Genomic DNA, 15,002 nt, shown 5'->3' on the forward strand with positions numbered 1-15,002 from the left:
CCTTTGTCCGTCAGTATGTGGCTGTAAGAAGGTGGTTGTCAGTAGGTGCTTCGTCCGCCTGAGGCGTCGAAGACGAATCCGGTGGTGAAGGAGGCCTCAGGAGACACGATGTACTCGACGAGGGCGGCGATCTCATCCACGGTCCCGAAGCGGCCCACGGGGATCAGCGCTCGCTGCGCGTCCTGGCGTTCATCCGTCATGCCATGGATAAGCGGTGTCTCCACGGATGCAGGGGCCACCGCGTTGACGGTGACCCCAGACGAGGCAGTCTCCCGCCCCACGGATTTCACCATGCCGATGACGCCGGCCTTGGACGCGGAGTACGCTGACATCTGCGGGTTGCCCTCTTTGCCGGCGATCGAGGCGATGTGCACGATGCGGCCGTATCCTGCCGGCAGAAGATGAGCCAGTGCTGCCCGGGTGACGGCGAAGGCTCCGCTGAGATTGATGCCGACGATCCGGTCGAAGGTGTCCTGGCTGGTGTCCACGGCCGCCGCAACCGGGCCGAGGACGCCGGCGCAGTTGACCACGATCTCCACCCCGCCGAGGCGGTCGACAGCTTCGGCGACCGCGCGGTCCACGGAGGCTGAGTCGGACACGTCAACGGGAATTCGGTGGGCCGCTGCCGAGTCCTCCGGCCAGTTCGCTGACTCCAGGTCAAGACCGGCCACGGTGTATCCCCGCGCAGTCAGGCGGGAAACGATAGCCGCTCCCATACCGCTGGAGGCCCCGACGACAAGGGCTCGTTGAGACTGCGCCCGGCCGCTGCCGGCATCTCCTGTCTCGCCGTAGTCACCAGCCTCTCTCCCGCCGTCGGCAGGTGCACGGTCGGTCGCGTTCAGCATGTCGCCCATCCACCGTTGACGTCCAAGCTGGTGCCGGTGATGTAGCTGGCTCGGCTGCCGGCCAGGAACGCGATGGAGTCGGCGACTTCCTCCGGCTCTGCAAAGCGATTCATCGGCACCGACGACAGCAGCCTCTCGTCGGCCGGTACCGAACCCATCATCGGGGTCCGGACGTAGCCGGGTGCGACTCCGTTGACCCGGATGTGGGAGTCGGCGAGTTCGTGGGCGATGCTCACGGTCAGGTTGTGCAGGGCTGCCTTCGTAGCACCGTAGGCGACCGTGCTCGGGATGAAGGGCCCGAAGTGGGAATCATGCGGGGCTCCGGTGCCGGTCCTGGCAGTGATCGAGAGGAGGTTGATGATGCTCGCGGTGCCGTCGGTCGGCATGAACCTGTAGGCCTCGCGCATGAGGTAGAAGGGTGCACTCAGGTTGACCGCAAGGACCGTGTTCCAGAGATCATCATCGAGATCGAAGAAGCGGATCTTCTCCCCGTTCTTCTTCGGTGAGATGCCCACGGCGTTGACGATGAGGCCGATCGGGGCGAGGTTTCCGGCAAACTCTGCCAATTCCCGGTTGACGCTGGACTCGGTGAGGTCCCCGGAGAAACCGTGGTGTGTCGCCTCTCCGGTCGTCGGCAGACTATTCGCGAGGGACTCGGCTGCTTCGCTGTTGGAGTCGGCCACGACCACTGCGTATCCTTCGTCTGCCATTCGCCGGCAGATCACACTGCCGATTCCTCCGGCTCCGCCACTGACGATTGCGGTGCGCAGTTCGTGATCGGGTCGGTTCTCCGGAAACGGCTGTGCAGGGCTCGTGGTCATGGTTTCTCCCTTGATCGACGGTGGTGACTCCCGTGACACTAATCACCGAACTGCGCAGTCTGCAATTGGGAAGTAGACTTATTGCATGATACGCAATGAATTAGACGATCAGCCTGCTTCGCTTCCCAAGGTTCAGTCCGTCCATCGAGCCCTTCGGCTGCTCAAACTCATGACCATCCAGGGCCAAATCAGCGTCGCCGAGGCCGCAGCCGAGCTCGACGTCCACGCTTCCTCTGCGCAACGGCTGCTGGCCACGCTGGTCGGTGATGGCTTCGCAGTCCAAGATGAGCATCGACGGTATTTGGCGGGTCCCGCATTTCTCGAAGCCGGCCGTCTGGCCACGACCGTGTCCCTACCGGTTAAGTTGCGCCCTGCCCTGGAGCGGCTGTACACGCAGGTGCAAGAGACCGTGCACGTTGTCACTCTGATCGGCACCAGCGTCCATCACATCGACGGGATCCGTGACACGTCCCATGCCCTGCAGTTCGGAGGGAGGGTCGGCGTCATTCTGCCCGCCCACATCACGTCCTCGGGACGTGCCATGCTTGCTCAGCTGAGCAAGATCGAGCTGGAGGATCGGTATCTTGCGGACCCGGACAACGAGGCCGGGGTCAAGGGACTCGAGGACATGGAGGCGCTGTATCGAACAGTCATCCTCACCAGGCAGCAGGGCATGGGAATGAACTTCGGGGAAACGGAAGACGGCGTGGCCGCCTTCGGCACCGCGGTGGGAGTCATCGATGGCCAACACGTCGGACTGAGCATCGCCATGCCCAATGCGCGGTTCAAGAAGGACCTCATCCCCCATTTTCGAACCCACCTCGACGCCGCTGCAGCCGACATCAGGGCGGCTCAGGAGAACCCGCTGCCCTGACCGGCCGATGCGAGCTACGCCTGCAGGCGGCCACATATTCGTTGTCATCGGAGCCCGTGGGCCCTGCCAGCCACAGGGCCCGAAGCGCGGTGATTCAGTGAGGCTAGTCAGTCAAGCGGAGCGGTGAGTTCGATGTTGATGTCGTCTGGGTCCTGGAACGACAGAATGGCAATGCCGATGTCAGCCAAGTCGGTGACCTGCCCATGGTCGATACCCGCTTGTGTCAGGTTCGTCTCCGCTCGTTCGAGATCTGCACGCGAGCCTACGGCGAAACTGACATGGTCAAGCCCGGTGAGTTCGGAATCGAAAGACTCTGTGCCGACTGGACGGAGGCCGAACAGCGTGCCCTGCGGCGTCTGATAGATCGTACCGCCGTAGAACCTCTCCGGTGAGTCCTCGGTGCCGGACTCATCGATCCTGTCCGAGGCATCGACGGCAATCGGCCACCCAAAGACCCGATCGTAGAACGATTTGGAACGGGCAATGTCTGTGACGGTCAACCGGACGTGGGCGAACCCAGAACTCTCAATTAGTGCCATGGCGGCAAGGCTACGCCCACGCCGACATTGGGCGAAAGCCGACGCCCGCTGTGAGTTACGACACCTTGGTCATGTTCCCCGCAAAGAATTCGGTGAGCTCCCGGTAGGCGTCGAGCGGCAGCACGTGCGCGACGTACTGATCCGGTCGGACGATGACGATGGCACCCTCAGCCCTGTCGATGTCTCGGTGGTCGAAGATGTCGCGGCCGCCGACCAGATCCGGGCAGTACATCTTCTCGTAGTCGATGAGCCCGTGACGACCTTTGCACGGCAGCAGGAACGAGGGCATCTTCTCCAGAGCGAGGTCCTGGTGACCCTGCTGGAAGATCCCGCGGACATCGAAGACGGCATCCGAGTCAGCCCCTGCAGTGGTGTGGCGAACGACGGGTGATTCCGGAGAATCGGCGAGGAAGCCACACAGCTTGGCGACCGCTGAATCCGGCGATTGCGGATCGGCCGAATCCGCAAAGAGGTAGAGCCTCCAGCGCCCATCGGCCTCGGCCTGGTGACCGAGCTCGAGGGGCTTGGCATCGCTGAGGCGGATCACCGGGGCGGAATGGAAGCGTTCACCGACGGGGAAGCCTGCGGCCAGAGGCTCGTTGGCATCGGAGCCCGTGATCATGTTGGGCGGATAGTCGGTGCTGAAGCCGGCGGTGAAACGTCCACCGGCGGAGAAGATCTCCTGACGCTCGGCCGCGCTCATGCCACCGGAGTTGGGATCATTCGGATCTGCGGGTTTGGCCGCCATCGCCTCGGACCATTTGAGGTCGAAGTCGATGAGCTCCTGGGCGACGTCGCGGCGCTCCTCGGCATAGGTGTCCAGCAGCCGCACAGGACTGCGGCCCTGCAGCACTGCCGCGAGTTTCCAGCCGAGGTTGAACCCGTCCTGCATGGAGACATTCATGCCCTGACCGGCCTTCGCACTGTGGGTGTGGCAGGCATCGCCGGCGATGAACACGTGCGGAGTCCGCGAACCGTGCTCGGCGTCGGGCACGTCTTCGAATCGCTCGGCGATGCGCTGGCCCACCTCGTAGACGGACCACCAGACGATGTCCTTGACCTCGAGCGAATAGGGATGGAAGATCCGCTGCGCAGCCTCGGTGATCATGTCGGCGGTGAACCTCGACCGCGCCTGACGGTCGTTGGGGTCGAGGTCTCCGAGGTCGACGTAGAGGCGCACCATGTACCCACCCTCACGCGGGATGATGAGCAGGCTGCCACCGGCGGAGGATTGGATCACCGATTTCAGGCGGATGTCAGGATAGTCGGTGACGGCGAAGACGTCCATGACGCCCCAGGCGTGGTTCCTGGCGTCACCGCGCATCTCGATGCCCATCGATCGGCGCACGGCCGAGCGTGCACCGTCGCAGCCGACGACGTATTTCGCGCGCACCGTGCGTTCACCGCCCGATCCGCCGTCACCGCCCGATCCGCCGTCACCGTCTTCCCTCGCCGAGGTGTCGCTTGCCGTTGGACTCAATGACACCGTCACCGGGTGGTCGGCGTCCTCGCCCTGGTCAGCAATCTGGAGGTCGGTGACCTCAAGCTCGTAGTCGGGCACCAGACGTGAGGGCGAGTGGGCCATGTGCTCGAGGAGGTAGGCCTGCATGCGTGCCTGGTTGACGATGACGTGGGGATATTCGGAGAGGCCATCGGCGACGTCGGGAATCCGACCGGTCCGGGTGATCTGCGTCGGGTCGTCCTCGTCGGGGCCCCAGAAGACTGTCTCATTGACCCAATAGCCTTCGCGGACAAGCTTCTCGGCCAAGCCGAAGGCCTCGAACATCTCCACCGTCCGGCACGCGACTCCGTCGGCGTGGCCCAACTCCAGTGGGCCCTCTCGGCGTTCGATGATGCGGGTTGTGATGTCAGGGAACCCTGCCAGCTGTGCGGCCAGGACCACTCCTGCCGGGCCCGAACCGACGATGAGGACGTCGACCTCATCGGGGATCTCTGCACTGTGAGCCTCAGGTTCAGCGGAGCGAACGTCAGGGTCTCCCGGTCGGAATCCGTCGAGATAGAACTGCATATTGATCCTCTTAATCTGGTGAATCGTCGTTGATCGTGGGAGTCGAAGCCGAATGTCTCAGCACGGCGCCGAAGAGCATCCCCCGGTGTTCTGTGTCCAGGGTGGCGTCGAAACAGCACGGCAGGCAATATTTTTCTTCTATATGGAATTCCGCCGTAGAGTCGGGGCATGGATCGTCGCCGGATCGCTGAAAAGCCGACGCATCTTCTGCAGTCGGTCGACAACACGCTGCGCCTGCTGCAAATGCTGCGGGACACGGGTGCGCTCAAACTCACGGATGCGGCTGCGGAACTGCAGGTCAGCCCTTCGACGGCGCATCGGCTGCTGAGCATGCTCGTCTATCGAGGCTTCTCCGTTCAGGATGAGTCCCGGGTCTACCATCCGGGGCCGGGAATCGTCGCCAACGCCGGGGCCCAGTCGGGTCATCGCCGTCTGCTGCAGATCGCCCGTCCACATCTCGTCGCGCTCTCGGCCCGGACGGGTGAGACGAGCAACGTCATGGTCCGCGTCGGCACAACCACACGCTTCCTCGCCAGCGAGGAAGGCACCGACATCGTCCGCATCGGCAGCCGAGCCGGTGAGATCCTCCCCGCTCGCCATACCTCCGGTGGCCAGGCCCTGTTGGCCGAGCTCGACCCGCGGGTACTCGCCCACCTCTACCGCTCACGCTCGGCACAGGCCTCTGGCGAATTCCTCGACGACAAGGAGTTCGCCCACTTTTTGGGAGGGCTCGAGACGATCCGGCACAATGGGTCGGCGATGAACCGAGAACGCACCGAACGCGGTGTCGCGGCGCGCGGGATGGCGGTGCACGGGCCCGGTGGTTCGGCTGTGGCCGCGATCAGTGTCGCAGTTCCGACTCGACGACGTCAGGCACTCGCCTCGGAGAAGGTGCGCAGCGCACTCGACGCCGCATGCCGGGACTGCGGGCTGGACCTCGCCGCCGATTGAGGGCCCTCGTCACTTCGTCTTCGGAAACATGTCCTCGACAGTGTCGAACAGCGCCATGACCTCGTCGTAGTCGCCTCGCATCGACCAGTACGGAAGGTCGTGGACCTGACCGGACTTGAAGGCGGGAACACGGTCATAGGGCGATTCGTCCTTGAGGTTCTCGACGCCGATGTTCGCATTGTTGAAGCCGACGACGAAGACCGTTTCCGAGCGGAGAACATCGGGCAGAACCTCGAGCGACGGCCCGAACATGTCTCCGCCTGCGGTGTAGGGTTCGATGTCGTTCTCCGCGAACAGCGGAGCGGTCGTGAAGCCAAGTGGCTCGAGCTCTGCTGCCAGGCTCTTGCCCTCGATGAGGATGTACGGGGTTTCCTTGCTGTCGAGCGTGAGAACGGAGATCTCCCCCTCGGGGACCGCGATATTGTCCTTCACCTCGGCGGCTCGATCGTCATATGCGGATTCGAACTTCTCATAGGCCTCCTGCTGGCCCAGCACATCGGAGGCGATGAATGAGAACTGGTCCTGCCAGGTCTGTTCATCTCCGGATACGATGACCGTCGGCGCCACTTCCTGCAGCCTGTCGTAGGCGTCGGTCGCATGCTTGAGCGGGAACCCGATCCCTCCGGCGATGATGAGGTCCGGATCGGCCGCGATGATGGACTCCAGATCGAATCCATCGTTGCTCCACGGGAGGAACTCGGTCCCCTGAGCCTCGGCTTTCTCCGCCCAGAACTGTGAGAATTCCCCATCGGGCCCTGTCACCTCGGGGGTCGTGGCGACGACCGGCACATCGAGATCGTAGAGGTAACCGGCGAGCGCGTAGTTGAGCACAACCACTCTCTGCGGGTCGGCGGGAACGTCGACGTCTCCCTGCTCAGTCGTCACCACACGGGTCGGCGATTCGCTCGGCGACGGGTCGTCATCAGATGCGTTCGAGGGACCTGAACATGCACTGACGAGCAGGATGCTCGAGCCCAGAAGGAGAGCGCTGATGCGACGAAGGAAGGACATTGGATACCTCTGCTGGCTGGGCCGGGACTAGAATCGGAGAACATAGCCCAGCCTAACCAAACTTCATGATCGACCTACGACAAAGGCGACACCATCATTCGACCAGCGCGACATGATCACCTTCGGCACATCGAGACCGAGACAGAAAGACCTGTGGTCTTCACCGGCCATGATCGCCACAGCCACTCATACCCGCTGCTCATCCATGTCGTCAGCGGCTCGGTGGACGTGCACCTTCCCGGGAGCGGGCCGGAACCGACAGGTATCAGCCTCGCTGCCGAATCCAGTCTGTGGTTGGGGTCGGGCGTCGACCATTCGGTCACGGCGAAACCGGACTCCATCATGCTCGGGCCGCGGCTATCGTCGCAGACGGAACCTCCCGAGGGGTTCCTGCACATACGCCGCTCACCGGCCATCCGCGAGACGATTCTGCTCATCCTGGCCGTCTCCCCGAGCTCCGAGGCCGAGCGGAGGCCCCTCCGGAAAGCCCTCGATGCGGAGCTGAATGCCCTTGCCGCCGATGACTTCTCCATCCCGGCTGCGCAGCACCGAGCTGTCAGAGCAATCATGGACGATCACACGAGTCTGCTGGTGCCGCTGACGGCGGTCGCCACGCGGCATTCCATGAGCCCGCGGCACGTCGAACGGATCTTCAAAGATGACCTCGGCATCTCGTTCGTACAGTGGCGGACGAGAACGCGACTCAACCTGGCCCTGCGCAGAATCCGTGCGGGATCCCCAGTCGCCTCCGCCGCCCGTGCTGTCGGCTACGACGGATCCGACGGACTCGTCAAGGCAGTCGGCCGCCTCACTCACCTCACGCGCAAGGAGCTTTCCGCTGATTTAGCGGGTGCGGTCAGGCAATCCCGCGAGAGGTGACTGCGCCTAAGGCGCTAAGGTGACGACCGGTCCAACTTTGACGAGGTCGCCGCGCAGCATCACGGCGGCCCAATCCGAGAGGTCCTCAACCTCAATCTTTCAGGCTGAGATCCTCGGCTAATTGCGGATCGTGAATATCCGCACCTTCATCCAGCGCCTTCCGGTGGCGCTCCAGGTCGCGGGCGTCCACGGCGCTGGCGTTGAGAGTCCTGTGCCAGTACGCTCGGGCGAGCAGATCCCGAGGGTCCACGTTCCACTCGTATTTGGCTGTCGACCTCAGCGATCGGACTGCGGCTGTCTCCGCGGCAATCCACACCTGAGTTCGGCACCCTCCGGTCGTGATGAGATTCGCTGTGCTGCCGGTCAGATTCGGTAGGTAAGTTACAGCGGATTTCGGCACCTCGGCCTGGATTCCCTCGACATATTCACGTGTCGATTCCGGCACCAAGATCTGAGTTGCCGTGGTCATGAGGTCTACCGGCAGAGATTCGACTATCGCTGCCAGTGCAGCCACTCCCGCTTCGTCTGCGATCAACACCAATCGCTCGATCTCTGCGGGCAGAAACCACTCCACGCGCATACCGCTGAGTGAGACATTGTCGCCCGGTGCAATCACCGACAGCCAGCGGTTAAGCAGACCATCGGAATGAGTGCACACGTCCACGGCCATCAGCTGGCGGGCCCGGTCAAGGCTCCTCACCGTCAGAGCACGTAAACGCGGCTCCACGTGTTCCTGCCAGATAGGAAGCCCCTGTTCGTCCCGTTCAGGGGCCTCCAATTTGCGGTCGAGTGCGTCAAAGGGCGGGATCATGACTTTGAAGCCATCCGCGACAAGAGGATCGAGGTACTCGTCAATCTCCCTGCCACGCAGAGTGAGGCGGCGAAATCCGAACGACAGATCGGTGACGCGCAAGACCTCGAGATTCAACGTGAGCAGCGGACGCTGACGACCGATCTCCCGAATCGCAGCTTTGACGGAATCCATAACCACACCCTACCCACCAAAGCTTAGGGTAGGCTAACATGAGTTTCAGAGCCTGCAGTGGCTATGAATGCGAGGAGAACAGACATGACCCAGCCTTCCAGCCGCATGGTGGCCTGTAGAGGCCTCACCACCAGTCTGGCGCTGATCGTGTTGTCACTGGTCAGCGTCTCCTCCTGCACCAGCGGCAAAGCCGACGACATCGCGGATGCCGATGGGGCAGTCGAATCCTTCACCGTCCAACATGCTCAGGGCACCACCGAGGTTCCGGCGAGGCCGCAGCGGATCGTTTCCCTCGACCAAACCTGGAGCGATGCCCTGGGCGAGCTCGATGTCGACATGGCCATGGTCGTGCACTCCGAGCAGTTGGACAGCGGTGGGCCCTGGGCCAATTGGAGCGCGGACCAGGAAATCACCTACGACGGTCTCTCCGTTACGAACCCCGCAGCCGATTACCTGGAAGATATCGGTGCGGTCGAACCGGACCTGATTCTCGCAGGGTATTTGCCTGATCAAACCACTTATGACCGTCTCAGCGAAATCGCGCCGACCGTCGGTGTGGTCGGCGGTGGCGTGGTCAATGATTGGCGGGAGGCGACCACCCTGGCTGGGGAAATCGCCGCGGAGGACGACCGGGCTGACGAGTTGGTGTCTGATGTCGAGACCCGAATCGCGAAGACCGAGCAGACATACAGAAATCTTGAAGGTGCGACAGGTGTATTCGGCCAAGTCAGCTCGAACGGTCTGGCTGTGGTCACCGATGACGCGGATCCTGCCAATGAATTTCTGTCTGACTTGGGAATCGTGATCCCCGATAATATTCAAGCTGCCGGTGACGAGGGGCGGACCTTCATCTCACCGGAGAAGATCGATCTTCTCGACACAGATCTCATGATCATGTGGCCGATCGATGCCGATCCCACAGATATCGCAGGCTGGGACAACCTCTCCGCAGTGCAGAACAACACCTATTTCACTGCCGATGCGGTATCGGCCAACGCCCTCTCGATGCCCACGGTCACATCCATCCCTTGGGCCCTTGATCAGCTTGATGCTGTCTTCAGCCGAGTCGATGAGCTCCGCAAATGAGAGTCACCTATGGTTCGCTTTCATTATTCGAGTCGAGGCTTCCAAGTCGAGTGACTATCGTCATTCTGGACAGCTGCGGGGCGATCTAGATGCAGGAGACGGAGTAATGATGTGGTCAAAAAGAGCACTTCAGATGCTGGTCCTACCGACTTTCTTGGTGCTGATCTCAGCATGCTCGCTGACAGACCCTGAAGATGAAGGCCCAAGCACACAAGGCGATGCCGAGACACGGACCGTTGAGCATGCCTTCGGAAAAACGACTGTGGAAGGCACTCCTGAGCGCATAGTGTCAGTCGGTTTCCGCGAGCACGATGCCTTGCTGGCACTAGGGATCCAGCCCGTGATGGTTCATCAGTGGTATTCGGAGTACTCCTCCGGGGTGGGGCTCTGGGCCGAACCGTACCTGGACGGTGACCCGCCTGCTATCATCCCGAGCTCAGCGACCGACCTGCCCTTCGAAGAGATCGCGGCCGAGGAACCTGACCTCATCGTCGGTCTCGATGCTGGCCTCGACCAGCAGACGTACGACCGCCTCTCGGAAGTTGCCCCCACAATCGCGAATCCAAAGGACGCCGCACCCTACGCCGTGCCCTATGACCAGGAAATGCAGATGATCGGCGACGCCGTCGATCGCGATGAAGAAGCAGATCAATGGGTGAAGGACACAGAGGAAGCGTTCACTAAAGCCCGGGACGAACACACCGAATTCAAGGGAAAGACAGCGGCTGTCGGTTGCCCCCTGGAAAATGGCGGTTTCGCCCTCTATCCGACAACAGACCCGCGTGGCGAGTTCCTCTCCGAACTGGGCTTTACAGTCCCCGAGGAGGTCGATGAAGCCGCCGCCGACAACTATTACGCGGAGATCAGCGCCGAGAATCTGTCGATGTTCGAAGACTACGATCTTCTCCTCGTCATCGACGATTGTGGTGCTCCGACAGTGGACCTCAACGAACACCCCACGTTCAAGTCACTCGATATCGCGAAACGCGGCGACTATATCTATCCGGCGCCCGCATCCGATGCACTCTCCCATAACACCGTTTTGAGTGTCCCTTATGCCCTCGACAAGCTTCTCCCTAAGATCGAGGACATCGTCCCGTAGCGACGCCTGTCGCGCCCTTCTTTCGATCAGCCCAGAGTCGTCACGAGAACCGAACGGACGTAACACCGACGTCGACGGCGAGCTCAGTTGAGTCGAATGACACCGATCGAGCGCGAATCGAACAGGGCACCATCTGCATTTACAGCGTGGCTCATGCCCCTTTTCGCAATCTTGTCCGTCTTCAATGAGACGGGGGAGGACTGATATCGATCACGAATTCCCTCTTCCACCGTTCTCAAGGCTGCGCCCTCAGAACTTCGGTACGTCCGCGATCAGCGTGCGCGTGTACTCATGCTTCGGAGTCTCCAGAACCTGGGCAGTCGGCCCATAGTCGACGATTGTGCCCTTGTTGAGCACCGCGAGGTTGTCCGCGATATGGCGTGAGAGCGCAATATTGTGCGTCACGAACAGCATCGCCAACTGGTGTTCCTTGCGCAGCGTGCGCAGCAGCCCGATGATCGAGGCCTGCACGCTGACGTCGAGCGCTGAGGTGATCTCATCGCAGACCAGCACCGAGGGCTGGTTGACCAATGCTCTGGCGATCGCGGCTCTCTGCCGCTCACCACCGGAGAGGTCACCTGGCCGACGGTGATAGAAGCTGCGACCGAGGCGCACAGAGTCCAGGGCTTCTTCGACCTTCGCCTTCCGGCTCGCGGCAGTGCCCTCACCGCTCATCTCCAGCGGAACGGTCAGCGACTGACCGATCGAGCGCCTTGGGTTTAGCGAGGAGAACGGGGACTGGAACACATATTGGATGCTCACCCGCTGCTCGTTCGTCCGCTTCCGCGTCGACTTCGCCAGCTCCTTACCGCGCAGCCGCACGGTGCCGGAGTAGTCATCGTTGAGCCCGGCGACGCACCGGGACAGGGTCGTCTTGCCCGACCCTGATTCCCCCAACAGCAGCGTGCAGTCACCGGGCTCCAGCGTCATGTTGATCCCGTCGAGGATCTGCGCCTTCCCGTAGGCCAGTGCCACATCCGTGACCTGAAGCAACGGTGCACTCGCCGAGGTGGCTCCACCGCCCGCGGAATCCGCCGAACCCTGCGCTTCCGCAGCTTCGCTCGAGTCCTCAGACTTCGACTCCTTGTCCGAGACGAGAATGTGCGTGGCCTTGGATTCGGGCTCCGGTTCCGCTGCCGCACCTTCGCCGATGGTCTTGCGACCGGCAAGGTCCGGTACGGCGGACATGAGCATCTTCGTGTACTCGTGCTGCGGGTCCTGGAGCACGGACTCCACCGGGCCCTCTTCGACGAGGTCCCCGCGCAGCATCACTGCCACCCGGTCGGAGATGTCCTTGATCACCGCAAGGTCGTGGGTGATGTAGAGACCGGCGACATTGTTCGCCACAGTCATCTGGCGGATCGTGTCGAGGACGACGGCCTGCGTGGACACGTCGAGACCGGTGGTGGGTTCGTCGAGGATGAGCACATCGGGGTACATGGCAAAGGCCATGGCGATGCCGATGCGCTGCTGCTGACCACCGGAGAGCTGGTGCGGCCACCGCTTCTGGTAGGTCTTGTCACCGGGCAGTCCGACATCGACGAGGACTGCGGCCACCCGCTCGGTGCGTTCGGCCTCGGAGTTGCCGAATTCGTGGATGTCGAGGACCTCACGGATCTGCTCACCCACCCGCATCGCAGGGTTGAGCGAGAGCGCAGGGTCCTGGGGGATGTAGGCGATCCGCGACCCGCGCAGGGACCGCACGGCCACCTCGTCGAGTTCGACCACCTCGACGGCGGTGTCATCACCGCGGGGCCACAGGCTCACGGACCCGGAGGCGAACTTCAGTCCCTCCCGGAAGTGGCCCATGCAGGCCAAGCCGGCCGTGGTCTTGCCCGATCCCGACTCCCCCACGAGGCCGAGGATCTCACCGCGGCTGAGCGCGAAGTTCACGCCGTGGAGGATCTCATTGCCGGCAGTCGTCGCGATCTTCAGATCGGTCACTCGCAGGACGATCTTCTCGTTGGGAACGTTGGCATCATCATGATGGACGGTGGTTGTCTCGGTGGTCATCATGCCTCCACTGAAGTCGATGCGGTGGCCCTGGCGAAGGAGTCCGCAAGCAGGTTGGTGCCGATGGTGAGCAGCGCGATGGCGATCACCGGCAGCAGCACACCCCAAGGTTGGATGCTCAGCGCGATCCGGTTCTCATTGATCATCAGGCCCCAGTCAGCCGCGGGCGGCTGCAGGCCGAGTCCTAAGAACGACAGAGACGCGATGTATCCGATCGAGTAGGTCAGGCGCAGCCCGGCCTCAACACTCAGCGGCCCGGTGATATTGGGCAGCAGCTCACGCAGCAGCACCTTCCACCGCGGCATCGCATACATCTCTGCGGCGAGGATGTAGTCCTCGGTGATGACGCCCAGAGTTGCTGAGCGTGCGACGCGGGCGATGCGTGGGGCATGGGTCACGCCGATGACGGTCACCAGCACCCACCCTTGTGGACCCAGCACGGTGATGGCCAGCAGCGCGAACACCAGCTGCGGGACGGCGAGGATGACATCGTTGAGGCGCATGATGATCGCATCGAAGGTCCCGCCCACATAGGCTGCGAGCATGCCGATGATCGCGCCCAGAATCATGCCGAGCGCGGTGGCGAGGACCGAGTACACGATGAGGGTGAGTCCACCGGCGAAGAACCGGGAGAGCACATCACGGCCGAGGTTGTCCGAACCGAAGAGCCCATGTGGGCTGAAGGGCTTGGCGACGAATTCGGTCGCCGTGTTGCCGGTGGCCCAGGGCAGCAGCAGCGGTCCGCAGAAGGCCAGGAGGAGGACGATGATGGTCAGTGTCAGACCGATCTTGCCCTGCTTCTGTGCCAGCACGCGCTTGAAGAACGGCGTGTAGGTAGTCTGTGATTCCTTGGGCACCTCACCACCGTCGACCGCTGCGGATTTGAGGTCGTCGAGGCTATTCGTGTTCGTGCTCATGCTGCACTCCTCAGCTTCGGGTTGGTGAGGATGCCGACGACATCGGCCGCCAGGTTCACCACGACGTAGACAGCGGCGACAAGCATGGAGATCGCCTGCACGACCTGCACATCACGGTAGGTCACCGCATCGATGAGCGCTTGGCCCAGGCCCGGATAGCGGAACAGGAACTCGACGACGACCACGCCGCCGGCCAACCACGCCAGCTGGATCGCCACGACCTGTGCAACCGGTCCCAACGCGTGGGGCACAGCATGGCGCATGATGACACGAGTCTCGGGTACGCCCTTGAGTCGGGCCATCTCCACAAAACCGGAGTCGAGGACCTCGATCATCGTCGCGCGCATCATCCGCACAATGTAGGGAGTGACGACGAGGATGAGGGTCAGTGTAGGCAGAATGAGCTGCTCGGGTCGCCCCCAGACGGGTTCGCCCGGCGGAGCCAGGGTCACAGCCGGCAGAATCTGGAAGACTGAAGTCGCGAAGATCGCGATGAGGCCGATGCCGATGACGAACTCCGGCATAGCCGCGAAGACGAGGCTGAGGCCAGTCATCGCCTGATCGCGTCGGCCACCACGGTGCAGTGCCTGGTAGACGCCCAAGCCGATGCCCAAAGGCACCGAGATGATGGCGGCCGCGGCCATGAGGATGAACGAGCTTCCGACTCGATCGCCCAGGAGCTGCGCCACGGAACCGCCGCTGGCCGTCGAGGTGCCGAAGTCGCCGACGAAGAGTCCACCCAGCCAGGAGAAGTACCGCTGCCAGGCAGGCTGGTTGAGACCCAACTGCTCGTTGAGGGCGGCGATGCGCTCCGGAGTGGCCTGCTGGCCGAGAATGGCTCGAGCTGCGTCGCCGGGCAGCAGCAACGTGGCGCCGAAGACGAGGAGGGAGACTGCGAGGAGGATGAAGGCGGAGAAGATCAGCCTGCGTCCGATGACTTTTCCGAACAT

The 15,002-nt window shown here is 62.6% G+C and carries 14 protein-coding genes; 5 read left to right on the forward strand and 9 right to left on the reverse strand.

The features are described 5' to 3' along the window. Positions 1-38: 38 nt before the first annotated feature. Both HX613_RS17795 and HX613_RS17800 read right to left on the reverse strand, forming a co-directional pair. On the reverse strand, positions 39-845 hold the full coding sequence (locus HX613_RS17795) for an SDR family NAD(P)-dependent oxidoreductase (RefSeq protein WP_235346549.1): 807 nt from the start codon (positions 843-845) through the stop codon (positions 39-41). Next, positions 839-1,666, reverse strand: coding sequence for an SDR family NAD(P)-dependent oxidoreductase (locus HX613_RS17800; protein WP_235346550.1), 828 nt, complete (start codon positions 1,664-1,666; stop codon positions 839-841). The genes HX613_RS17795 and HX613_RS17800 overlap by 7 nt, the downstream gene beginning before the upstream one ends. A gap of 85 nt (positions 1,667-1,751) precedes the next feature. Between HX613_RS17800 and HX613_RS17805 the strand changes: the two genes are divergently transcribed. Next, entirely contained in the window at positions 1,752-2,540 is a 789-nt protein-coding gene (locus HX613_RS17805) for an IclR family transcriptional regulator (RefSeq protein ID WP_235346551.1), read from the forward strand. Positions 2,541-2,647: 107 nt separating this feature from the next. On the opposite strand, the gene HX613_RS17810 is transcribed toward HX613_RS17805, so the two are convergent. Then, positions 2,648-3,079 (reverse strand): VOC family protein, encoded by a 432-nt coding sequence (locus HX613_RS17810; protein WP_235346552.1) that lies wholly within the window; start codon positions 3,077-3,079, stop codon positions 2,648-2,650. Positions 3,080-3,134: 55 nt separating this feature from the next. Further along, on the reverse strand, positions 3,135-5,108 hold the full coding sequence (locus HX613_RS17815) for an FAD-dependent monooxygenase (RefSeq protein WP_235346553.1): 1,974 nt from the start codon (positions 5,106-5,108) through the stop codon (positions 3,135-3,137). Between the two features lie 168 nt (positions 5,109-5,276). Here HX613_RS17815 and HX613_RS17820 point away from each other — a divergent pair, with 168 nt between their 5' ends. Next, positions 5,277-6,059 carry an IclR family transcriptional regulator gene (locus tag HX613_RS17820; RefSeq protein ID WP_235346554.1) on the forward strand — a complete coding sequence of 261 codons (783 nt, stop codon included), beginning with the start codon at positions 5,277-5,279 and terminating at the stop codon, positions 6,057-6,059. 9 nt (positions 6,060-6,068) lie between these two features. On the opposite strand, the gene HX613_RS17825 is transcribed toward HX613_RS17820, so the two are convergent. After that, positions 6,069-7,070 (reverse strand): ABC transporter substrate-binding protein, encoded by a 1,002-nt coding sequence (locus HX613_RS17825; RefSeq protein ID WP_235346555.1) that lies wholly within the window; start codon positions 7,068-7,070, stop codon positions 6,069-6,071. A 153-nt stretch (positions 7,071-7,223) separates the two neighbouring features. Between HX613_RS17825 and HX613_RS22810 the strand changes: the two genes are divergently transcribed. Beyond that, positions 7,224-7,949, forward strand: a complete 726-nt coding sequence (locus tag HX613_RS22810) for a helix-turn-helix transcriptional regulator (RefSeq protein WP_235346556.1) — start codon at positions 7,224-7,226, stop codon at positions 7,947-7,949. A 91-nt stretch (positions 7,950-8,040) separates the two neighbouring features. Here the strand turns inward: HX613_RS22810 and HX613_RS17835 are convergent, their stop codons facing one another. After that, positions 8,041-8,934: a siderophore-interacting protein gene (locus tag HX613_RS17835; protein ID WP_235346557.1), complete on the reverse strand. Its 894-nt coding sequence runs from the start codon at positions 8,932-8,934 to the stop codon at positions 8,041-8,043. An 84-nt stretch (positions 8,935-9,018) separates the two neighbouring features. On the opposite strand from HX613_RS17835, the gene HX613_RS17840 reads away from it, so the two are divergent. Continuing rightward, entirely contained in the window at positions 9,019-10,020 is a 1,002-nt protein-coding gene (locus tag HX613_RS17840; RefSeq protein WP_235346558.1) for an ABC transporter substrate-binding protein, read from the forward strand. After that, the gene (locus HX613_RS17845; protein ID WP_235346559.1) at positions 9,971-11,122 is read left to right on the forward strand and encodes an ABC transporter substrate-binding protein; all 1,152 of its coding nucleotides are present in this window, start codon (positions 9,971-9,973) and stop codon (positions 11,120-11,122) included. Before HX613_RS17840 ends, HX613_RS17845 begins: the two co-directional genes overlap by 50 nt. 249 nt (positions 11,123-11,371) lie before the next feature. Here the strand turns inward: HX613_RS17845 and HX613_RS17850 are convergent, their stop codons facing one another. Genes HX613_RS17850 through HX613_RS17860 form a run of 3 tightly spaced genes read right to left on the reverse strand, consistent with a single transcriptional unit; the run spans position 11,372 to position 15,002 of the window. Next, positions 11,372-13,135, reverse strand: a complete 1,764-nt coding sequence (locus HX613_RS17850; protein WP_442862617.1) for an ABC transporter ATP-binding protein — start codon at positions 13,133-13,135, stop codon at positions 11,372-11,374. Continuing rightward, complete coding sequence (locus tag HX613_RS17855) at positions 13,135-14,052, reverse strand: ABC transporter permease (protein WP_198396709.1); 918 nt, start codon at positions 14,050-14,052, stop codon at positions 13,135-13,137. The genes HX613_RS17850 and HX613_RS17855 overlap by 1 nt, the downstream gene beginning before the upstream one ends. Then, positions 14,049-15,002, reverse strand: coding sequence for an ABC transporter permease (locus tag HX613_RS17860; RefSeq protein WP_235346561.1), 954 nt, complete (start codon positions 15,000-15,002; stop codon positions 14,049-14,051). Before HX613_RS17860 ends, HX613_RS17855 begins: the two co-directional genes overlap by 4 nt.

The organism is Brevibacterium sp. UCMA 11754 (genome assembly GCF_021532275.1).
Lineage (GTDB): Bacteria > Actinomycetota > Actinomycetes > Actinomycetales > Brevibacteriaceae > Brevibacterium.